16 protein-coding genes are annotated in these 21,874 nt (G+C 45.5%); 15 read left to right on the top strand and 1 reads right to left on the bottom strand.

Annotation, left to right across the window (positions count from 1 at the left end; genetic code table 11):
• Positions 1-5 precede the first annotated feature (5 nt).
• Entirely contained in the window at positions 6-113 is a 108-nt protein-coding gene (locus tag AOU00_RS26765) for a sporulation protein YjcZ (RefSeq protein WP_196233322.1), read from the top strand.
• Positions 114-412: 299 nt separating this feature from the next.
• Here AOU00_RS26765 and AOU00_RS01780 read toward each other — a convergent pair whose 3' ends face one another.
• Positions 413-1,888 (bottom strand): FAD-binding protein, encoded by a 1,476-nt coding sequence (locus tag AOU00_RS01780; protein ID WP_069289785.1) that lies wholly within the window; start codon positions 1,886-1,888, stop codon positions 413-415.
• 715 nt (positions 1,889-2,603) lie between these two features.
• Here AOU00_RS01780 and leuC point away from each other — a divergent pair.
• The 14 genes from leuC to AOU00_RS01710 all read left to right on the top strand — a co-directional run bounded on the left by leuC (position 2,604) and on the right by AOU00_RS01710 (position 21,811).
• The gene (gene leuC / locus AOU00_RS01775) at positions 2,604-4,028 is read left to right on the top strand and encodes a 3-isopropylmalate dehydratase large subunit (protein WP_069289784.1); all 1,425 of its coding nucleotides are present in this window, start codon (positions 2,604-2,606) and stop codon (positions 4,026-4,028) included.
• Between the two features lie 20 nt (positions 4,029-4,048).
• A complete protein-coding gene (leuD, locus tag AOU00_RS01770; protein WP_061831765.1) occupies positions 4,049-4,651 on the top strand; it encodes a 3-isopropylmalate dehydratase small subunit in 603 nt (200 codons plus the stop codon).
• A 232-nt stretch (positions 4,652-4,883) separates the two neighbouring features.
• Complete coding sequence (locus AOU00_RS01765) at positions 4,884-6,458, top strand: N-acetylmuramoyl-L-alanine amidase (protein WP_069289783.1); 1,575 nt, start codon at positions 4,884-4,886, stop codon at positions 6,456-6,458.
• Between the two features lie 294 nt (positions 6,459-6,752).
• A complete protein-coding gene (locus tag AOU00_RS01760; protein ID WP_069289782.1) occupies positions 6,753-8,252 on the top strand; it encodes an N-acetylmuramoyl-L-alanine amidase family protein in 1,500 nt (499 codons plus the stop codon).
• A gap of 45 nt (positions 8,253-8,297) precedes the next feature.
• Positions 8,298-8,948, top strand: a complete 651-nt coding sequence (locus tag AOU00_RS01755; RefSeq protein ID WP_069289781.1) for a GerMN domain-containing protein — start codon at positions 8,298-8,300, stop codon at positions 8,946-8,948.
• 213 nt (positions 8,949-9,161) lie between these two features.
• The gene (gene nth, locus AOU00_RS01750; protein ID WP_023989081.1) at positions 9,162-9,836 is read left to right on the top strand and encodes an endonuclease III; all 675 of its coding nucleotides are present in this window, start codon (positions 9,162-9,164) and stop codon (positions 9,834-9,836) included.
• Positions 9,837-9,893: 57 nt separating this feature from the next.
• Positions 9,894-10,166, top strand: a complete 273-nt coding sequence (locus AOU00_RS01745; RefSeq protein ID WP_013310628.1) for a hypothetical protein — start codon at positions 9,894-9,896, stop codon at positions 10,164-10,166.
• Between the two features lie 484 nt (positions 10,167-10,650).
• Complete coding sequence (locus tag AOU00_RS01740) at positions 10,651-14,313, top strand: dynamin family protein (protein WP_069289780.1); 3,663 nt, start codon at positions 10,651-10,653, stop codon at positions 14,311-14,313.
• A 263-nt stretch (positions 14,314-14,576) separates the two neighbouring features.
• Entirely contained in the window at positions 14,577-16,352 is a 1,776-nt protein-coding gene (locus AOU00_RS01735; protein ID WP_029518158.1) for an ABC transporter ATP-binding protein, read from the top strand.
• The gene (locus AOU00_RS01730) at positions 16,349-18,187 is read left to right on the top strand and encodes an ABC transporter ATP-binding protein (RefSeq protein WP_069289779.1); all 1,839 of its coding nucleotides are present in this window, start codon (positions 16,349-16,351) and stop codon (positions 18,185-18,187) included. The genes AOU00_RS01735 and AOU00_RS01730 overlap by 4 nt, the downstream gene beginning before the upstream one ends.
• A gap of 129 nt (positions 18,188-18,316) precedes the next feature.
• Positions 18,317-19,501 (top strand): formate-dependent phosphoribosylglycinamide formyltransferase, encoded by a 1,185-nt coding sequence (gene purT, locus AOU00_RS01725; RefSeq protein WP_069289778.1) that lies wholly within the window; start codon positions 18,317-18,319, stop codon positions 19,499-19,501.
• On the top strand, positions 19,494-19,955 hold the full coding sequence (locus AOU00_RS01720) for a GNAT family N-acetyltransferase (protein WP_061831569.1): 462 nt from the start codon (positions 19,494-19,496) through the stop codon (positions 19,953-19,955). The genes purT and AOU00_RS01720 overlap by 8 nt, the downstream gene beginning before the upstream one ends.
• A 208-nt stretch (positions 19,956-20,163) precedes the next feature.
• Positions 20,164-20,904 (top strand): CAP domain-containing protein, encoded by a 741-nt coding sequence (locus tag AOU00_RS01715; RefSeq protein WP_069289777.1) that lies wholly within the window; start codon positions 20,164-20,166, stop codon positions 20,902-20,904.
• 226 nt (positions 20,905-21,130) lie between these two features.
• Positions 21,131-21,811, top strand: coding sequence for a TIGR00266 family protein (locus AOU00_RS01710; RefSeq protein ID WP_069289776.1), 681 nt, complete (start codon positions 21,131-21,133; stop codon positions 21,809-21,811).
• The last annotated feature ends 63 nt before the right edge of the window (positions 21,812-21,874 follow it).

Raw genomic sequence — 21,874 nt, 5'->3', positions numbered from 1 at the left:
GGGACATGAAAAGAGACTACGAGGGAATCACCGGAAGAGTTTGGACATCGATAGCTGCTGTCTTGGCACTGTTCATATTGCTGGTAATCATCTTGAAATTAATTCATTTATAAAGATTCTTAAGCTCCACCGAGGGATTTAATTTCTAAAGCATAGCCCCATTAGTTCCTGAGGAACCTATAAGGTTCGCCGTTTGGCCCATTCCCGACCTTAAAGAAGTTGGTGAAACAACGTTTTAGACACACAAAAGGAACCTCAGCGGCTTTTCCGGAGAAGGTAGGGTAATACCCCTTAACGAAGCCTGATCCACGTCGGAGCAGCTGAAATAAAGTAGACTGATTCATGAGGGTCGCCTCTTTTTGGAATGGTTGGTTTGTGCTTACCATTAGCTGAAAAGGCGACTCTTTTTATCCTATTTTTGGTTAATCAACAAGCCTGACTTTGCTTCAATATCTTCTATAATTTCCAGTGCAACAAAATATCCGAAAAATAATGTTAAAATATCCTCGTATCGTTTTCCTGATCCTCTTGCTCTACTTAATAATATATTTTGACTTTCTTGTATTTTCTTTTTATGGAATGATAGAGAAACAACGGATGAATTGGAAGCGATCAAATCCATCATTAGAATTGACAACTTTTTCTGAAACTCTTCAATCGGAAAGTCATTATTTTCTTTCGAATACAGCTGCATCGTTTCAGGTGGATCTTTAAATGAAGTTTGATATTGAGTATTGAAAACACCTTCATTAGCTATTTTGTCAACAATTAATTTACCAAAAACGATCCCTGATGCGAATGCTTGCCCAGGAATTCTTCCTATACCAAGATCACCATTAAATTGAGCTTCTCCAGTAGCAAAAACACGATTCAAGTTTATAGCCTCAGCAGTAGCATTGATTTCGATTCCTCCTGAAGAATAGTGCATCGTTGGTGTAATTTTGATTCTTTTATTTTTAACCACCTTAGGACTAAATCCATATGTTTTGAATTTTTCATTTAATACATTTTCATCAGCATGGCTCATATCCAAGTACATGTCCTTTTTTTGTTTGATGCATTCTAGTTGGAATTTTAAAATCTCATCAATCATTTCGTGGTAATCATCTCGGGCAATTGCATCACAAATATACTCATCTTCTAATAATTGAACTCCTTCCTCATCTATTATTTTCCCTTGACTCAAAGATACAACCCCGCCTAATAAAATTTGTCTTCCGTTATATATAGACCAAGGATGACACATTACTGTAGACATCCCCTTTAATCTCGCACCTATTTTCTTAGCTAAGATTAGCGTTTCACCAGTTGAACCGGGCGAATTATCATTGAAACAGAATTGTCCTGCATATCCCCCCGTAGCTAATACCAAATAATTAGTATATATTCTGATAAATTGATCTGATTGTGTGTCATAAAATATTGCGATAATTCCGTGATCGTACTTTTCCAAATGTATCAAAATTTTATTACACATCGGTTGTTCAATATGTTGTAATAAACAATTGATTAATTTCTTTCCCCCATGTGATTTAATCATACATTCAGGCATGATACCAAAGGATGTTTTCTCATAAGAAATACCCAATTCTTCGAAGAAATTTATAATTATGTTGGAATTCCTATATAGCGCTTCAATTACGGATCGATCTGCTCCACATTTATCAATAGTAAGATTAATAATATGATTAATTTCATTCTCTGAGGGAACACGTGTATTTGCTGCTGAAAGAAAGGAGTTGCTTTGTTTGGGTGCACTCTTTTTTGTTACAATCGTGTACTTGATATTGTTTTTTGACAAATAATAAGCAGCAGTAAGCCCTGAGATCCCCGTACCGACAATCAAAATTGGAGTGTAGTGTTCAACGGATATTCCATTTTGTTTCATCATTCCAACTCCTTTTTAGGATGTGAATGTTATCTTCGGCTGAATCTCGTAGTCGGTTCTCTATTTTTTTGCAACAAAACGCATCAGGATGATATTTATAAAATTCTTGCTTTCTTGTTAATTACCTGTTATTTATATCAAATTATACAACTATATTTCGTTTTATACTTTATATAGTTATTAAGAGCTAACAAAATCAAATACAAACAGTTTTGCAAAAGTAGAGGAAAAAAAGAACCATTATAGCAATTGCTAAGATGATTCTTATTACGAGTTACAATATTCTTGTTACCGACGAGGAATGGAATCTAAACAAAATATTTTCCTGATTGTACAAGTTTATTCCTTATTTTGTCAACAATATCTGAAAATATATAACTGATTCAGCTTTCACAGTATGAATATTCACACAAATTCTTAATGTAATAACTGGCGTACCTTAGAAAGGACCCAGAGTTCATCGTATTCATCCATTTGTATAACCCTTTTTTAACCTTCGAATTTTAGTCGAATGTTTTTACTAATTAAGAGCTGATAGAGAAACAGTGCAATGAACCGCCTATATTCACCTTCTCCAGCCTTATAGCCTTAACCTATCACTTCTATAGATATCATATCTTAGACCAATCAAACATCCCGTGGTATATTGTTGACATTCAAGAGAGAGCCGTTAGCTTCTCTCCACTAGGTTCGAAAAACACAGGGGTGAATAATGATGAGTAAAAAGACCATGTTCGAGAAAATTTGGGATAACCATGTCATCTATCAGGAAGCGGGTAAGCCGAGTATTTTGTACATTGATCTTCACCTCGTACATGAGGTAACATCGCCACAGGCGTTTGAAGGATTACGTCTTAGCGGCCGTCAGGTGCGTCGTCCAGAGCTTACGTTTGCAACGATGGACCATAACGTACCGACTAAGGACCGTTACAATATTACGGACCCGATTTCCAAGCAGCAGATCGATACATTAACTCAAAATTGCCGTGATTTCGGTGTCACACTGTATGATCTGGATACGGTTGATCAAGGTGTCGTTCACGTTATGGGACCTGAACTTGGTCTGACTCATCCGGGCAAAACGATTGTTTGTGGTGATAGCCATACCTCCACACATGGGGCGTTCGGAGCGCTTGCTTTTGGTATCGGAACCAGTGAGGTAGAGCACGTAATGGCAACACAATGTCTCCAGCAAGCCAAAGCCAAAACGATGGAAGTTCGCTTTGTAGGCCGCCGCAAACCTGGTGTGACAGCAAAGGACATGATTTTGGGTGTCATCGCCAAATACGGTACAGATTTCGCTACAGGTTATGTTATTGAGTACACAGGTGAATCTATCCGCGAATTGAGCATGGAAGAGCGCATGACTGTGTGTAACATGTCCATTGAAGGCGGAGCCAGAGCAGGAATGATTGCACCGGACGAAACCACCTTCAACTACTTGCGTGGACGTCAACATGTAGCACAAGGAGCTGCTTTTGAGCAAGCGGTTGCTGAGTGGAAAGAGCTTGTCACAGATGAAGGTGCTGAGTTTGATGTCGTGCTGGAGTTTGATGTAGATGCTTTGATTCCGCAAGTAACCTGGGGCACTAGCCCGGGAATGGGTACAGATATTTCCTCAACCGTACCGATTCCGGCAGAACTGCCAACCGAAAACGAACGTAAAGCGGCTGAAAAAGCGCTTGAATATATGGATTTGAAGCCAGGTACTCCGATCACGGATATTGCGATTGATTATGTGTTTATCGGCTCCTGCACCAACGGGCGAATTGAAGATTTGCGTGCAGCCGCTGAGGTTGCCAAAGGTTACAAGGTTTCTGACAAAGTAACGGCCATCGTCGTACCAGGTTCGGGTCGTGTGAAAATTCAGGCTGAAGAAGAAGGACTGGACGTCATTTTTAAAGAAGCAGGATTTGAGTGGCGTGAAGCGGGATGCAGTATGTGTCTTGCGATGAATCCAGACGTACTACAACCGGGACAGCGTTGTGCTTCGACTTCTAATCGTAACTTTGAAGGTCGTCAGGGACGCGGAGGACGGACTCATCTGGTATCTCCAGCAATGGCAGCCGCTGCGGCGATTCATGGACATTTTGTTGATGTACGGGATTGGAAATTCAAGCAGGAAGAAGTAGTCCGCTAGGATACAGAGGAGGAATTACGATGGAAGCTTTCACAACATTAAAAGGAATTGTAGCCCCTGTGGATCGGGTAAACGTGGACACAGATGCTATCATACCTAAGCAGTTTTTGAAACGAATTGAACGTACGGGCTTTGGACAGTTTCTGTTCTACGAGTGGCGGTTTGATGAAGCCGGCAATGTCAATCCTGAATTTGAGCCCAACAAGCCTCGTTATGCAGGAGCGTCTGTGCTGATCTCTCGCGCTAACTTTGGCTGCGGCTCCTCACGTGAGCATGCGCCCTGGGCGATTATGGACTATGGGTTTCGTTGCGTAATTGCGCCGTCTTATGCAGATATCTTCTATAATAACTGTTTCAAAAACGGTATATTGCCGATCAAGCTATCTGAAGAGCAAGTAGAGGAATTGTTTCAGCGTACGGCGCAGCATGTTAACTACCAATTGAACGTAGACCTGAATGAAAAAACAATCACTGACGACTATGGTCTGAAAATTGAATTCGATCTGGATGAACATCGCCGTCAGTTCCTGCTACAAGGCTTGGACGATATTGGCCTGACACTCCAGCATGAATCTGAAATTCTGGCGTATGAACAAAGACGCGCTGCGAAACAAGGCGCATAATCATATTTCCCAGTTCAGTATCAATACGAAGCCATATAGCTTGCTCATTTGTTAGACAGAAAGCCCGTACTGGCAATTCTTTTGCCTGCGGGCTTTTATTATGCTCAAACAATAAATTGGAAAATAAGGGGTTGACGGTTCGACTCAGCATGGTATTGTAAATGTAAATTGGTTGAAGGACTGTGTCTGTGAGAAATACCAAAAAATACATATATAAGTTAGGGGAATGAGGATGAAGAAATATGGTTGGGTGATACTAGCGGCTATCTTGATTTGGTTATGGCCGTCCTCCCCTCATGTGAATGCGGCTGGAGCAGATTTGTTTTTGGATGGCAAAAGAGTGGAAGCGCCTGCGGATGCCAAACCTGAAATGGTCAATGGAAAAATCATGGTACCGCTCCGGGTGGTTGGGGAGCAGCTGGGGTATCAATTCAAGTGGGAACCACAAGCCTATAAAATCTCAATCCAAAAAAACAGTACCGATATGTCTATGTATGTAGGCCGTACATCGGCTGATGTGAATGGAAAAACAGTAAGTCTGGATGCGCCTCCTGTACTTCGGGGCAATTCGACCATGGTTCCATTGCGTTTTGTTGGGGAGCAAATGGGGCTGAAAGTAGATTGGAATAATAAAAGTAAATCCGTAAATCTCAGTCAAAAGGCTGCAACTCAACAAGCGAATAAACAGTCTCAATCCCAACCATCGTCGCAAACGTCAACACAGAGTACAACTAGCACCAATAAAACGTCTTCAGCAACAGCGACGACAATAACCCCAGTTGAAGCAGACAAGCATACTGAAGCTACATCTTCACCATCCAAGCAGCAGAATACAGAACAGACCGCAGCGAATGCGTTGCTTGTACAAAATATTACTTTTGAGGGTGAAACGTTAAAGATTTCTTTGAACAAAGATGTTACCCCTAAAGTATCCCAAATGACGGAGGCTGACCTTATTGTTGTAGATTTACCGGAAGCTTCACTGGCGACTGATTTTCTTCAGCCCTTCCCGATTCGTAAGGATGGTACGCGGGCGCTGACGAATAGTAACAGTGAGGATGTGCAGGAAATTAGATTTGCTCCGACAGATGGACCGAATGGGGGCGTACGCATTGTCATTGCTTTAAATCAAGCACGTGATTACGATCTATCAACCAATGGCCTAGGCGATATCACCCTTCAATTGCGTGAGCATAGTGTGAATCCAGTAGCGGTAACACCAACGAATGTCGAAGGACGGCGAATCGTCGTCATTGATCCCGGACATGGTGGCAAAGACCCTGGAGCAGGTAGTGTGACTGGGCGACATGAAAAGGAATTTACATTGGCGGTAGCGTTAAAAGTCGAGCAGCTTCTGCAAAATGATCCTGACATTCAAATCGTATTGACTCGCAATGGAGATACGTATCCCACGTTGGATGAACGACCACAACTCGCTAATAGTCAGCAGGCAAGCGTGTTTGTATCTATTCATGGTAATAGTATGCAAGCTTCAGATAAAGGAAAAACCAATGGCTCTGAAACCTATTATGCACGTCAGGACAGTTTGGCACTGGCAAAGACGATGCATAAATATCTTGTAGCGGCTACCGGATTTAAGGATAATGGCATCAGGGTGGCAAACCATGCAGTGACGAGAAAATCACAAATGCCTGCTGTATTGCTGGAATGTGGCTACCTTAGTAATCTGTCCAATGAAGCAGCCATGTTTTCAGAAGAAACACAGGAGAAGATTGCCGAAGGTATTGTCGATGGGTTGAAGGAGTATCTTGGAACGGGCACAGGAGCAACTGAATCACTTAACTAAGGATGTTAGCAATAAAAGCTACTTTCCACCTTTTAATGAAAATTCATGGGGGTGAAAAGTAGCTTTTTTAGTTTTTTTAGCTGTGACTTTTGACGGAAAACGAATGATCTATATTTTTAGTCAAAATTCGACAAAAATAGTTCTTTGGCACGTATATTTCTGTTATGATGGAATATATTCGCAACTTTTGGTGTGAGATAACGTCTAAAAGGTTGTCTGATATTACATAAGCGCGTATATCAGGTCGCCGCACCGGAGCATGTGGCAAAAAAATTATGAATGGAAGGGTGACGAATGAAGAAATTTGGTTTTTTATTGTTATTATTTGTCTTCATGTGGGCGGTTCCGGGTTATGGACATGCGGCTTCGAGTGGAACACAAATCTATCTCGACGATCAACAGTTAAGTGTCCCTAGTGGTGCTAAGGCACAAGTAATTGGCGGAAGTACAATGGTCCCGCTACGCGTAATTTCTGAAAATTTGGGATATGACGTGACATGGAAGCAGCAGGCGCGAACCATAACGATTGAGAAAGACAGTACCTCGATCCGAATGATAATCGGAAGTAAGACGGCGACTGTCAATGGAAGCGACCTTAGTCTGGATGCTTCGCCTCTGCTGCGTTCCAATTATGCCCTTGTACCGCTTCGTTTTATCGGCGAGCAAATGGGACTGGACGTAAAATGGGACAGCAGCTCCAAGTCCGTAAAATTATATACCCGCAGTAGCGGGTCTGGAAACGGGGAATTTACACCTCCCAAGTCTGGAAATAACAGTACAGGTACTGGAAGTGTTACTGCGCCAACGAATAATGCGAACTCAGGTGTTACACAGGTGCAGGGAGTCAGTTTCAGCCAAAACCGTTTAACCATCACAACAGCCAGTGCCGTCAAGCCGAAAGCGTTTACGATGACAGGCCCTGATCGGGTAGTGTTGGACTTGCCGGCGACTGCGTTTGCTGACAATTTTGGAGACCAGCAAAAGCTGGATAGCAACTTAAATGGTTCGTTGGACATTGAGAATGAAGCGGATGTGTCCGGTATCCGGTATGCTTTGTTTCAAAAGGAACCTTCAACGGTGCGCGTTGTTATTGATTTAAAACATGCCATGAATTATACCGCATATAATGATGGATCGAATCGTGTTATCGTCGATTTGGCTTCCAAGGATTCAGTGAATACCACGCCAGACGCAACGTTACCAGATGGCTCACAGCCGGATGACACGCAGACATCACCAACTAACAGCAATGGTAAAAAGGTCGTTGTTATTGATGCTGGTCATGGAGCAAAAGATTCAGGTGCAGTTGGTGTTTCGAGAAAAAATTATGAAAAGACCTTCAACCTGGCTATGGCTCTGAAAGTAGAAAGCATATTAAAGCAGAACCCCAATCTTGAGGTTGTGCTGACACGCAGTGATGATACATTCTTGGAGCTTAAACAGCGCGTAAAAGTAGCTGAAAACCTTAATGCTAACGTGTTCGTGTCCATTCATGCTAATAGCAGCGGTAGCTCGGCTTCCAACGGTACAGAGACGTATTACCAGCGTAGTGCAAGCAAAGCGTTCGCTAACGTTATGCATAAGTACTTTGCTCCTGCGACGGGTCTGACAGACCGAGGCATTCGTTATGGCAATTTCCATGTAATTCGGGAAACGACTATGCCAGCCGTATTGCTTGAAGTAGGATATCTGAGTAATGCAAAAGAGGAAGCCACACTGTTTGATGAAGATTTCCAAAATCGGGTAGCTCAAGGGATTGCAGATGGAATCACAGAGTATCTCGACGTAAAATAAATCTTCAACAAATCGCTTGTCAACGTCAAGCAAGGAGGGGGACATATGAACAAGAAAATCGTAATTGCAGGCCTGCTGGCATTGTTCGCCATTGCAGGTGCAGGGTGTGCCTCTAAGCAAACATCGGCTCCTGCGACTCCATCTCAGGAAACACAAACTTCTAATGCACAAAATAGTACACCTGAACAGACGACCCCTGATCCATCGGCTCAGTCTGCTGAGAATAACGGGGCGAGTCAAACACCTGCATCTCCGTCAACAGAGCCTACAAAGACCAAGACGGACACGGAAAATTCAGGAGATCGACAAACACAGCAGATTACGGTGTACTATACGGATACACAAGAGAACGGCTTGAAAGAACAGAAAAAGGAAATTACCTATCCAAGCGAGCTGGAAAAATTGCAAAAAGCGTTTGAAGCTCTGCAAAAGAGTGGGGATTCTGCTCTAATCCCGTTGTGGTCCGAGAAAATTTCCGTGCATAAGATCAAATTGGATAACGGTGCATTGACTTTTGATATTTCCCTGCCGGACGAGGCTCGATTGGGAGCTGGCGGCGAGGAATTGGCTATTGATGCCTTGAAGAAAACGATGTTCCAATTCAAGGAAGTCAAAACGCTGGATTTGCTCGTAGATGGGCAATCTCTGGAGTCCTTAATGGGACATGTAGATTTGGATCATCCCATGAGCCGCTAACCGATCATACCGTATGAAAATTTCTTGGGGATTTACACACTTTTCACGTGCAATCTGTGACAGATAATGATAATATAGGAGTGTATTTCTCGCCTATGCAGGCAGTCATGCACAAATAGTATTCGTTTCTTTCCGGATGATTATTTAGAGTGACCGTCTTGATGCGGGCTATCCCGTATCAAGACGTTTTTTTTGGTAGGAGGTAGGATTTCCGTGAATGCAGCAACCGCACGTCATATATTGGACACCATCGGTACGATGTTTCCGGATGCCCATTGTGAGTTGAACCATGACAATGCTTTTGAATTAACGATCGCCGTGTTATTGTCTGCTCAATGCTCCGATCAGATGGTCAATAAAGTAACGGCAGACCTGTTTCAAAAATACAAGTCACCTGAGGATTATTTGGCTGTTCCTCTTGAGGAACTGGAGCAGGATATTCGCAGAATCGGCTTGTACCGAAACAAGGCCAAGCATATTCATAACCTCTGTCGTATTTTAATAGACCAGTACGGGGGAGAGATACCTTCAGAGCACGATCAACTGGTTAAGCTACCCGGTGTCGGCCGCAAGACGGCTAACGTCGTAGTATCTACTGCTTTTAATGTACCAGCTATTGCGGTAGATACGCATGTAGAGCGTATTTCCAAACGGCTCGGTTTTGCAGGGTGGGATGATTCAGTGCTTGAGGTGGAAAAAAAGCTGATGAAGAGGGTACCAAGGGATGAATGGTCTTTGACCCACCACAGGCTTATTTTTTTCGGACGCTACCATTGCAAAGCTCAAAATCCTCAATGTCAGGTATGTCCGTTGCTTGATGTGTGCAGGGAAGGCAAGAAACGTATGAAAACGTCTCTTATCAGAAAAGATAAGGAACGTAGAGCTTAAAGACCCACAGAGGTAACAAAGGGTTTAACCATTTATGTGTAGAAAAGGATGAAGAGTATGAAGTGCATTTCGGTATATACAGACAATTTTGAAGCGTTCTCTGATATTTTTGAGCAAATTGTAACAACAGAATTTGCTGAAAACGAAGAGCGTGAGCTTGAGGGAATCACGGTTAGTCATTCCGGTGATGTACCTGAGCATTATCTGGAGCGTATGTCACAAAAGCCAGAAGTGGTCGTAATGAAGGACAAATCCCGTGGGATTACGATTTTACAGCATGGTCAAGTATTTGAAATTTTGCTGCCAGTGCTTGAGACTGCAGCCAATTAAGTTCAATTAGCGGACGACATGCGTTGCATGTTCCGGTGTAGGCGGCTCGGCTGGTTTAACCAGCCCGAAGGCGCATTATACATGAACCTTGCAGACCATCCTGATATGGCTAGAGCCTATTCCAATGAAGTGTGCATATATTTTGCACCCTGAATTATGGTATCGGGTTCCCCCATGTTCCAAAAGGTGAATGTACGTGATGAGTAGGCTCACCCGTTGTATACATATCTTGCTTCGTCGTTGTCCTTTAAAGGGGCTTTGATGAAATGCATTCGGTTGCCAAAATACTTATTCCTAATGATCCGTTTTGGACAGAATAAAATGAACTTATTATTATCATGTACAAAAACAGCGTTCCCTAAAGCCAGGTACTGGCGGGGAGCGCTGTTTAGTTTTTTTGATGTGATGATTCTCACAACGGCTTAGGAATGCTACAATATAGCTATTTGGTGCAGACAAGTGATAAGGAGTGGAACCGTAGCTTATGATGCAAACGATTACAGGAGATGCGGGAAAGTGGTTGGATACGATAGAACAGATACAGAATACATTGCGTAAAGCCGGGGACGAAGCGGGAGCGAAGGCGACAGGTGATCTGCTGGAAAAAGCATATGTGCAGGAGCTGACCATTGCCTTTTGTGGACATTTTTCAGCGGGTAAATCGAGCTTGATTAACAGCCTATGTGGTAAAACCGTGCTGCCATCTGGACCGGTGCCTACGAGCGCTAATGTAGTGTCCATCCGTTATGGGCATCCGAGAGCGCTCATTCATCCAGTCAAATCAGCGGAAAATCCAGAGCCGGAAATCATGGAGGCCTCCCTGTCCGAGCTTGCTGAGTATTGTAAAAATGGTGGAGCCTATGAATCGGTTCAAGTGTGGGAGGATGTTCCCATATTATCTAGCGGAGGAGTGTTGCTGGATACACCAGGCGTAGATTCCACAGACCACGGACATGCGCTGGCGACACATTCTGCTTTACATTGGGCAGATATTGTTTTTTATGTGATGGATTACAACCATGTCCAATCTGAAAATAATTTGTCCTTTGCCAAAAGTTTGTCGGATTGGGGCAAGCCGTTATATTTGATCATCAATCAAATCGATAAACACCGGGAGCGAGAGCTTTCATTTACACGTTATCGTAAAGAGGTGGAGACTAGCTTTCATGCCTGGCAGGTTCATTATACGGATATCCTCTTTACTTCCTTGAAGGAGCAGAATCATCCATGGAACCAGTGGAAACAGTTGACGCACCTGATCCCGAAATTGCTGGAGCGAAAAACAGAGCTTTTGGCATACAGTTTAGTGTCCTCTATGCACCATTTGGTAGAGCAACATGTGGAGACTGTGCAGGCAGCTGAAGAAGAGGAACTGAACACACTGCTAAAAGAAGCAGGTGGAGAAGAAGCCATTTTGCGCCTGGATATAGAGCAGAAAACCTTGCAGCAAGAAGATGAACACTGGAAGATGCTTCCGGAACAGGAGCGTAAACGACTGCGTCAAGAGCTGGATCATCTACTGGAACACGCACATTTGACGCCAGCGGAGCTACGTGAAGCGGCAAGCGAATACTTAGAGAGCCGCAAGCCGGGCTTCAAAACAGGACTATGGTTTGCAGGAGGAAAGACTGAGCGAGAAAAGGAAAGCCGTTTGGAACGGCTGACAGGAATGCTGACTGACCAGGTGGAGGGACAATTGCTTCCTCATGTGCGGGAGCTACTGAGGTCTTGGGGTGACGGTCAGGGTTTATGGTCCGCTGCGATGGAGCAGGAGCTGGATGACATCCGCCCTGTAACGGATCGGCAACTGGTAGAGCAGACGGTGAAGGAAAATGCGTTGTCGCCGGAGTATACGTTGAACTATTGCAAGGATCTACGTGCTGCTGTGACCGCCGATTGCCGCCGCAAGGCGCTTACGCTAGTAGACCGCCTGCTGGCCCAGCTTGCAGTGCGAGCCGAAGCCCGCCGCGCGGCTCTCGCGGATGCGCGCACTGCGCTGCTGGCGCAGACGGAGGCGGCGAGCCGCTACAGCACCCGCGTGCAAGCTTCGGCTTCGCACGCCAGCCTGCTGCGCAGCTTGCTGCCGCAGGCTTCCGCGCCAAGCGGGTTGCCCCGTGCGGACGCGCCTGCACCTGCGTCCGATATCTCCGCTGCTGCCTCGCCAGCTGCGGCGCCAACGGGCGTTGCGCGTCCTGATATCGCTGGCTCGCGGAACGCATCGGCGCAGCCGCTAGCAGGAACGGCGGCAGCACAGCCTGCCGCCGGAGGCCGCCGCACGCGGCTGGATGCAGTAGCGGCCCGATTGAAGGCCGCCGCTGCCCTGGTAAGCCCATACCCTGCCATGCAAACGGCGGTACGGGATTTACATGCCCGCGCCGCTGCGCTGGAGGGTGGGCAGTTTACGCTGGCGCTGTTCGGAGCGTTCAGCGCTGGGAAATCTAGCTTCGCCAACGCTTTGCTGGGTGAAGCTGTGTTGCCCGTATCACCGCATCCGACGACAGCGGCGATTAACCGCATAATGGCGCCTGCAAGTGCTGAGCGCCATGCCACGGCTGACGTCCATATGAAATCAGTGGACGCGTTGCGGGAAGATCTTAAATACTCATTTCGGCTATTAGGATTGGGGGAGCCAGCGGCAGCGGGCTGGCAAGAAGCCGTTCATGCTTTATCTCCGGAAGGCATCCATCCTGCGGGTAGGCCCCATTATAGTTTTTTGAAGGCTGCCGCAGCGGGATGGGAAGAAGCTGAAAGCTTGCTGGGACAACAGCTTCAGGTGGATTTAGAGCAGTATCGGGATTTTGTTGCGTCTGAGCACAAATCATGCTTTGTGGAGCATATCGACCTTTATTATGATTGCGCTCTGACCCGTCAGGGCATCGTGCTAGTGGATACGCCTGGAGCGGATTCTGTGAATGCACGGCACACAGGCGTGACCTTCAACTATATGAAGCATGCGGACGCTCTTGTATTTGTCACCTATTATAACCATGCGTTTACGCAAGGCGACCGACAGTTCCTGAACCAACTAGGTCGAGTTAAAGAGACCTTGGCGCTCGATCAGACGTTTTTTATTGTGAATGCATCAGATCTAGCTTCTTCTGAAGAAGAACTTCATTCTGTTACCCGGCATGTACAGGAACAACTACAGGCGAATGGAATCCGAAAGCCACGCATTTATCCGCTTTCCAGTATGCTGGCGTTGGAAGCTGCCGAACAGGGAGAGGCTTCATTGCGTTCAGCTTCACGTTTTGATGCATTTGAAGATGATTTCTCGGCATTTGCAGCCGAAGAGCTGGCAGGTCTGTCCATTGCTTCTGCTATGCAGGAACTGAGCCGGCTGCGGAACCGCATAGAGCAACATGCAGCCGATGCCCGGTATAGCGTAGAAGAACGTGAGATCCGATTCGAGCGATTAACTCGCATCCGTGGGGAATTGGAGCATACGCTCCTAGACCTGACTGACAGCAACGGTGCATCTGTGTTATCGGGCGAAACCGATGAACTGCTGTATCATGTCCGTCAAAGGCTGTCCTATCGGACTGGAGAATTTATGGCAGAGGCGTTTCATCCATCTGTTCTGCGTGAAGGAGTAGGTGATCTCCGTTCGGCTTTTGCATCTTGTGGTCGTGAGCTGATGCGCTTGATCGAACTGGAGCTGTCTCAGGAATTACTGGCAACCACACTCCGGCTGGAAAAAACGGGACAAATTTTGGTGCACAAGGCTATACAACAATGCGTAGAACACATGAACCATCAGTTGCCAGGACTAGATTGCACAATTCCTGAATCCAGAAAATGGGCTGTTCCCGAGCTGAATGAAATTTCCCTGCAGGAGTCCATTCATTGGAAGGATTATTGGAATAGCTTTAAAAATCCAAAGCTATTCTTTGAAGGAATTGGTCGAGCGAATCTACAAACCAAACTGGAGCCGATATTACGCGAGCGAATCGGGGAAGCTGTGGATCAGCAACGAGAACGAATGTCTTCTTTTTACGTTACGCTGATGCAGGAGGAGCAAATGTGGCAGAAAGCTCAGCTTCGAGAGCAAATGCTGGAGACGATTCGTGGCATGGAGCATGCCCTTATGGGCGGTGAGCAGCCACAGGTTTGGGAAGAGCTTGCTGGCAAGATTGCGGCTTTGGAGTAAAGATAAATAAGTACACCATTTATTTAAGTTCAGGACACCGGGTTGTGGGACAACCCGGTGTTTTATGCATGCTCCAAAAAGAAAGCAATACTGAGTAAATAGCCATATTCAATAATAAGAAAGCGATTTAATTTGTCTAATCACCCACCACTTGATAACCTGCCTGAATACGGCTCGTTATCCTCTTTGCCGCCTTGGAACGCGAGTGGTAAACTTCACTAAGCCATATAACAACGTCGTGCAACTAATGGAGGGACATTGACATGGAAGTGCTCAGGCAACTGCAAGTTTTTTTTCGCGAGAGGAGACACTATCTGTTTCTTTCTATTTTATGCCTTGCGATAGCGACGGCTCTGGGACTGGTGTATCCGAACCTGCTCCAAAGGCTCATTGATAACGCTATCATACCAGGTGACTTCGGGAAAGTCCCGGCGCTGGCTCTGACTGTGCTGGGAGTAGTCATCATCAAAGGGTTCATGCAATTTTTACATGGTTTTTTTGGTGGACGGCTAGGTAACTATCTGGCGTACCGACTCCGCAATGCTTGTTACGAAAAGCTGCAATTTCTGTCCTTCAGATATTATGACACTGCCAAAACGGGTGATCTCATGTCCCGACTGACTGGTGATTTGGAGGCAATTCGTAACTTTATTGGGTTTGGTTTTGCCCAACTCCTCAATGTGCTACTGATGGTCGTATTCGGCTCTATGATGATGCTGTATATTAACTGGCAGCTCACCCTCATTACGATGATCAGCATGCCATTGCTGCTCTTCGTCACATTCAAGTTTGAATCCCGGATTCATCCCACCTTTCAGGAAATGCGGATTGCCCTTAGCGCCTTGACGACAGCGGTTCAAGAAAATATAACAGGTGTGCGAACCGTCAAATCTTTTGCCCGCGAATCCTATGAAGTTGAGAAATTTTCAGTACGTAATGAACAATACAAGAGTAATCAAATTCAGGCTGCTTCCTTATGGAGTCGGTTTTTCCCTGCTATGGAACTGATTGCTTCTGTCAGTGTGGTCCTTCTGTTGGGCATGGGGGGGTATCTGGTTATTCAGAAGTCAATGACCTTGGGGCAGCTCGTCGCTTTCTTTAGCTTAATTTGGTATATTATCGGCCCCATCTGGAGCATTGGCTTTCATATCAATAACTATACGCAGTCCAAAGCTTCTGGTGAAAGGGTCTTGGAACTGCTAAATCAGTCCATAGATGTAACCGATGAAGCCGGAGCACTTACACTCGATGCCGATCAGGTGGAAGGACATGTTACGTTTGAACATGTTACCTTTGCTTACGGAAATAAGCTTCCTGCTGTTGTTGACATCAATTTAGACGCACCGCCAGGATCAGTCATTGGAATTTTAGGAGGGACGGGGTCAGGAAAGTCTACCATTATTCAATTACTCATGCGCGCTTATAATGTGAATGCAGGAAGTATCAAGTTGGATGGCAAGGATATACGTCACTTAAAGATTCGCGATTTGCGTGCTCAAATTTCTTCCGTGTTTCAGGAGACGTTTTTGTTTTCGTCCTCTATTCGCAACAATATTTCATATGGTTTAAGCCATGTCAGTATGGATGACATCATACGCGTTTCCAAACTGGCTCAGGCGCATGAATTCATAACTGAACTACCGCTGGGTTATGACACTGTCGTCGGAGAACGTGGATTGGGACTGTCCGGAGGACAGAAACAACGGATCGCCATCGCGCGCGCACTACTCAAAAATCCGAAGATTCTGGTTCTGGATGATGCTACCAGTGCGGTCGATATGGAAACAGAGCATGAAATACAGACCGGTTTTCAAGAGGTTATGCGTGGTCGAACAACATTCATAATCGCTCATCGAATCTCTTCGCTTCGTCATGCTAATGAAATTGTGGTGCTTGAGGAAGGACGAATCGTTCAGCGTGGAACACATGAACAGCTCATTGCTACTCCAGGTCCATATCAGGATGTGTATCATATTCAATACGCCGATTACATAGCTCAGGCTCCAGACGGTGTATCCGAAGGGCAGGTGAGACCATGAATATACCCGCAGAAAAAGTCAAACCGTTAAAAAAACCAACGAATGAGCGCTTTGTCTATCAAGATGATGATGTCATTGACAAACCGTTTAACTGGTCAGAATTCAAACGTTTGCTGGCATACATGAAGCCTTATGCCCGTCAGATTTTGCCGATCCTTCTCGTCATGATGATTCTCGGCACCATTACCAAGCTGACCGTTCCTTATTTGATCAGTCTGGCCATTGATAAAGCAATTGCTCCCGCATGGCCTGCACTGCCCAGCGTAAAGTTGCTGTTGCTCATCACGGGTGCCGTGCTCTTGTTATATTTAATTCAATGGGCAGCCAGCACGTACCGCATTAAATTCACCAATATTATCGGTCAACGGGTTATTTACGATTTGCGTGAAGATTTGTTCAAGCATATTCAAAAGCTATCTTTTAACTTTTTTGATAAGAGACCGGCAGGTTCTGTATTAGTGCGCGTGACGAATGACATTAACTCGCTACAGGATCTATTTACGAACGGTGCAGTGAATGTCCTGATTGACTGCGTACAGCTTCTCGGAATTATTGTCATTTTGCTGCTTATTAACTGGAAGCTCGGTTTAGCGGTAATTGTCACTGTTCCGATCATGTTTTTGATCTCGACCAAGCTGCGCGTACGCATCCGCCGCGCTTGGCAAGAAGTGCGTATGAAGAACTCGCGTATCAACTCTCATTTGAATGAGTCTATTCAGGGGATTCGTGTGACACAAGCGTATACGCAGGAGCAGGAAAACATGGCTTATTTCGACGACATGAACAGCTCTAGCAAAAAATCGTGGGATAAGGCTTCTGCCATGAATCAGGTCTTTGGCCCACTTATTGATATTACCGGAGGATTTGGTACGCTTGTGCTATTCTGGTTTGGAGCGCATTTAATTCAGACAGATCAACTGACGGTGGGACTACTGGTTGCGTTTGCTAACTATGTTGGGAACTTTTGGGAGCCGATTAATCGGCTGGGCCAAATGTATAATCAGTTACTGGTTGCGATGGCTTCGTCAGAACGAATTTTTGAGTTTATGGATGAACAGCCGAATATTGCAAACAAACCGGGAGCAATAGCCTTGCCGCCCATTCGGGGAGACATCCAATTTGAAAAGGTCATTTTTGAGTATGAAAAGGGACGTCAGGCGCTTAAAGGTATTAATCTTTCTGTCGAGGCGGGTCAATCTATAGCGCTTGTGGGTCATACCGGATCAGGTAAAAGTACAATTATTAATCTGCTAAGCCGTTTTTATGACATTACGTCAGGGCGGCTTACGATTGACGGTCATGATGTGCGTGATGTCACGGTGGAGAGCTTGCGAAGCCAGATTAGCATCGTACTTCAGGATACATTTATTTTTTCGGGGACGATCCGTGATAATATTCGATTTGGCCGTTTGGATGCAACGGATGAGGAAATTGAAGCGGCTGCGAAGGCGGTCAATGCTCATGAATTCATTGTTCACTTGCCAGCTGGCTATGAAACAGAGGTAGAGGAGCGGGGGGGAATGCTGTCCATGGGCCAGCGACAGCTCTTATCCTTTGCTCGTGCCTTGCTGGCTAATCCGCGAATTCTTATCCTAGATGAGGCCACAGCTAGTATTGATACAGAAACGGAGTTGAAAATTCAGGAGGCTCTTCAGGTTTTACTAGAAGGCAGAACTTCTTTTATGGTCGCTCACCGTTTGTCCACCATCCGTAATGCTGATCATATCGTTGTACTGGACCATGGGGAAATCCAAGAAAGTGGTAATCATGAACAATTGATGAAAAAACATGGAATATATCGGGGGCTGGTGGAAGCACAGTTCAGATTTTTGTAAAAAAAAGATCAAAAAATCGCGTTTTTTGTAAATTTTAATGCCGAGCACTATTGCATTCTTGGAGCTAAACCCTGAAAATAAAGATGAAAAGAGATCAGAGCAATTTCGTCAGAGGGGGAAGAGTTCAAGATGTGGGGTGCTCCTTTTTCTGCCAAGGCTAAGAAGATGCTGCTGCTGGGTAGCGGCGAATTGGGAAAAGAAGTCATTATTGAAGCTCAGCGGCTTGGCGTGGAATGTATTGCTGTAGATCGCTATGAACTGGCTCCAGCAATGCAGGTGGCCCATCGCTCTCACTGTCTGGATATGCAGGATGCTGAGGCGTTGAAGGCACTAATTCGTAAGGAAAAGCCCGACATAATTGTACCTGAAATCGAAGCTATTGCTACGGGTGCTTTGGAAGAATTAGAGCAAGAAGGATTTCACGTAGTACCAACGGCCCGTGCCGCCCGTCTTACGATGGACCGGGAAGGTATCCGCAGGCTGGCTGCCGAGAAATTAGAGCTTCCGACTGCTGCCTATCGTTTTGCAGATAACTTTGAGCAGTTGCGGTCGGCGGTTCATGAGCTGGGCACGCCATGCGTGGTCAAGCCCTTGATGAGTTCGTCGGGTAAAGGGCAGTCTGTATGCCGGGCAATCGAAGATGCAGAATCCTGCTGGAATACGGCGCTGGAAGGCGCGCGTGCCAAAACAACACGTGTCATTGTTGAAGCTTTTGTCCCGTTTGAGAACGAAATTACCTTATTGACCGTCAGATCGGTTTTGGGTACGACTTTTTGCCCACCGATTGGCCACATTCAGAAAGATGGGGATTATGTCGAATCCTGGCAGCCTCATGGCATGACGGACAAGCAGCTTTCGGAAGCGGAAGACATTGCCCGTAGGATAACGGATGAACTGGGTGGTTACGGATTGTTTGGCGTAGAGCTATTTTTAACAGCTGATGGCGTCATATTCAGTGAAGTATCCCCTCGTCCGCATGATACAGGAATGGTGACCATGATTACGCAGGATTTGTCGGAATTTGCGCTTCACGTACGGGCCATTCTCGGATTCCCGGTGCCATCCGTCACGCTGCTTACACCAGGAGCTTCAGCTACTTTGAAGGCAGAAGTGACTACGCGGGATTTCGTAATAAGCGGTCTGCATGATGCATTATTGCTACCCCGGACACAGGTGCGAGTGTTCGGGAAGCCTGAAACCAAGCCGGGACGCCGGATGGCTGTAGCGCTTAGCGCTGCAGAAGATGTGGAAACAGCACGGAAGACGGCCAAAGAAGCTGCTAATATGCTGAAAGTGGAGGTAAATCATGTCTAACAATGTGATGATTCCAGTACTGACAATTCGTTCCGTAGAGCTTGGCGATTGCGAAGCCGTAACTGGACTACTAAGAGAAGTCGGATACCCGATGACTTGTGGTGTAATGAAAGAAGTTATGGGAACAGCGCGGGAGGACAGTCAAGCGAATATGATGGTTGCAGAAATGGATGGTCGTGTTGTCGGAGTAATCGGCATGCATACGGCTCAAAGCTTGGCTTATCCTGATCCTGCCGTACAAATCACCATGCTGGTCGTGAGCGGGGAGTATCGCGGCGAGGGCATTGGCAAGCGCTTGGTGGCTTGTGGTGAGGAGTGGGGACGTGCGCAAGGATGCTATCATTTATTCATTACCGGAGCGAATAACCGCATCAAACAAGTAGAGGCCCGAGCTTTCTACAACCGAATCGGCTTTGAAAAGCAAGGCTACCGTTTCAGCAAAAAGCTTAGATAATCAGCCTATAACAAGACAATCTAATACTTAAAGCCTCACTATATTTAACTTAGTTCCGCATGGGTCAATTCCGAGCGGGGCTATTTTTTTTCCAACTTTTATACCATTGATCCTGCTATAAAACATGATATACTGCTAGAGTAAAGATTACAAAGTTGTAACCAGACGCGTTCACACCAAGGCATTTATACAACAAGGAGATGACGAAATGAAGAATATGTTGAAAAAAACACTGGTGATGGGAAGTCTTAGCGCCATTTTATCCGCAGGATTCATCGTTCCGGCATCAGCTTCACCAGCTGACGATTTGACTGCCCAACTACAACAATGGTTTCAAAATAACGGATATACCGTCAATATGTCCAACGGGACGACTACGATAACAAAGACCGTAATTAAGGATGTTTCTGAAAAGGACAAGGCTAAAAACAAAACAGCAAATCCTTCATCTGGCAAACAAACAACAACCAAACAGGGTGGCCAAAAGGCTTCGCAGTCTGGTACCAAGCAACAGACTCAAAAACAAAACACAAACTCAGGCGCGGGTCAGTCTGCAGGTACGAATGCACAACTCAGCAAGTCCCAATTTGCAGCTGAGGTTGTAAAGCTTGTAAATAACGAGCGCAGCCAAAAAGGTCTCAAGCCCCTCGCATCGAATGCGAAGCTTACAGAAGTAGCCTTAGTCAAGGCGAAGGATATGAGTACGAACAATTACTTTTCCCATACATCACCGACCTATGGTTCACCATTTGATATGATGAAAAAATTCGGTGTAACTTATACGTATGCGGGTGAGAATATTGCTATGGGACAACAAACACCACAAGAAGTGATGAAAGCCTGGATGAACAGTCAGGGACATCGTGAGAATATTTTGAAGGCAGAGTTTACACAAATCGGTGTAGCTTACTACAATGGGTATTGGGTACAAGAGTTCACACGTAACTAAGATGATAGTAAATACGTTCCCAACGTTATGTCGCTGCTACGAAAAGATAGTGACATAACGTTAATCTAGAGACCCGCTGACAGGTTCAGCGGGTCTTTTGGTGTCTCTTCATCCGCCAGTGGCATAACCACTGCTTTATACCAGAAAAGACATAAGGGACGTATTTATAGTATGATAGCAGCAAGTTGAATGATATCAGACTACTTATGGAAAGCCAGGTGAACAAATGAGCTACGAAATCGTGCATGAAGGTGCCTTTGCTATGCTCAAGGTGCAGTTGAAACCCGGGGAAATGATTAAAGCAGAAATGGGAGCGATGGTTTCCATGTCTTCCAGTGTAGATATAAAGGGGACGGTAGACGGTGGATTGTTACGTGGCTTAGGCAGAATGCTGAGCGGAGAAAAATTCTTTTTTCAAGAACTGAGGGCAGCCCGGGGACCGGCTGAGGTGTTGTTAGCCCCTGCTAGTATAGGTGATGTACAAGCGGTGGAACTGGATGGCACGTATAGGCTGTTCGTCCAAAAGGACGGTTTTCTGGCTTGTACGGAAGGCATTGAGGTTAGCACCAAAATGCAAAACCTGATGAAAGGTTTATTTTCCGGTGAAGGTTTTTTTATCGTAGAAATCAGTGGTCGAGGTACGGTATTCCTGTCCTCTTATGGAGCCATTCATCCCATTTATATCGCCTCAGGAGAGGAGCGTATTATTGATAATGCTCATCTGGTGGCATGGCCGGATTATATGGATTATAAAATTGAAAAAGCATCTAAAGGCTGGTTGTCCAGCGTAACGAGTGGAGAAGCACTTGTATGCCGCTTTCGCGGTGAAGGAACGGTACTGATTCAAAGTCGAAATCCGGGCAGTTTTGGACAATGGATCAAAAGTTTTATCCCTGATAGCAAATAGTTTGATTCGTCTGATTAGAGATGAGAGGATAAACCGTTCGCAGAAGAAAGTATAATATAAGGA

Origin of the sequence: Paenibacillus polymyxa (genome assembly GCF_001719045.1) — a bacterium.
GTDB classification, from domain to species: domain Bacteria; phylum Bacillota; class Bacilli; order Paenibacillales; family Paenibacillaceae; genus Paenibacillus; species Paenibacillus polymyxa_B.
Note: the sequence above shows the minus strand (reverse complement) of the source record. Positions and strands in the feature narration are given on the sequence as shown.

Excerpts from the sequence above, each read along its gene's own strand:
- AOU00_RS26765 (WP_196233322.1), top strand. The coding sequence starts at position 6 with ATGAAAAGAGACTACGAGGGAATCACCGGAAGAGTTTGGACATCGATA.
- AOU00_RS01780 (WP_069289785.1), bottom strand. The coding sequence starts at position 1,888 with ATGAAACAAAATGGAATATCCGTTGAACACTACACTCCAATTTTGATT.
- leuC (WP_069289784.1), top strand. The coding sequence starts at position 2,604 with ATGAGTAAAAAGACCATGTTCGAGAAAATTTGGGATAACCATGTCATC.
- leuD (WP_061831765.1), top strand. The coding sequence starts at position 4,049 with ATGGAAGCTTTCACAACATTAAAAGGAATTGTAGCCCCTGTGGATCGG.
- AOU00_RS01765 (WP_069289783.1), top strand. The coding sequence starts at position 4,884 with ATGAAGAAATATGGTTGGGTGATACTAGCGGCTATCTTGATTTGGTTA.
- AOU00_RS01760 (WP_069289782.1), top strand. The coding sequence starts at position 6,753 with ATGAAGAAATTTGGTTTTTTATTGTTATTATTTGTCTTCATGTGGGCG.
- AOU00_RS01755 (WP_069289781.1), top strand. The coding sequence starts at position 8,298 with ATGAACAAGAAAATCGTAATTGCAGGCCTGCTGGCATTGTTCGCCATT.
- AOU00_RS01745 (WP_013310628.1), top strand. The coding sequence starts at position 9,894 with ATGAAGTGCATTTCGGTATATACAGACAATTTTGAAGCGTTCTCTGAT.
- AOU00_RS01740 (WP_069289780.1), top strand. The coding sequence starts at position 10,651 with ATGATGCAAACGATTACAGGAGATGCGGGAAAGTGGTTGGATACGATA.
- AOU00_RS01735 (WP_029518158.1), top strand. The coding sequence starts at position 14,577 with ATGGAAGTGCTCAGGCAACTGCAAGTTTTTTTTCGCGAGAGGAGACAC.
- AOU00_RS01730 (WP_069289779.1), top strand. The coding sequence starts at position 16,349 with ATGAATATACCCGCAGAAAAAGTCAAACCGTTAAAAAAACCAACGAAT.
- purT (WP_069289778.1), top strand. The coding sequence starts at position 18,317 with ATGTGGGGTGCTCCTTTTTCTGCCAAGGCTAAGAAGATGCTGCTGCTG.
- AOU00_RS01720 (WP_061831569.1), top strand. The coding sequence starts at position 19,494 with ATGTCTAACAATGTGATGATTCCAGTACTGACAATTCGTTCCGTAGAG.
- AOU00_RS01715 (WP_069289777.1), top strand. The coding sequence starts at position 20,164 with ATGAAGAATATGTTGAAAAAAACACTGGTGATGGGAAGTCTTAGCGCC.
- AOU00_RS01710 (WP_069289776.1), top strand. The coding sequence starts at position 21,131 with ATGAGCTACGAAATCGTGCATGAAGGTGCCTTTGCTATGCTCAAGGTG.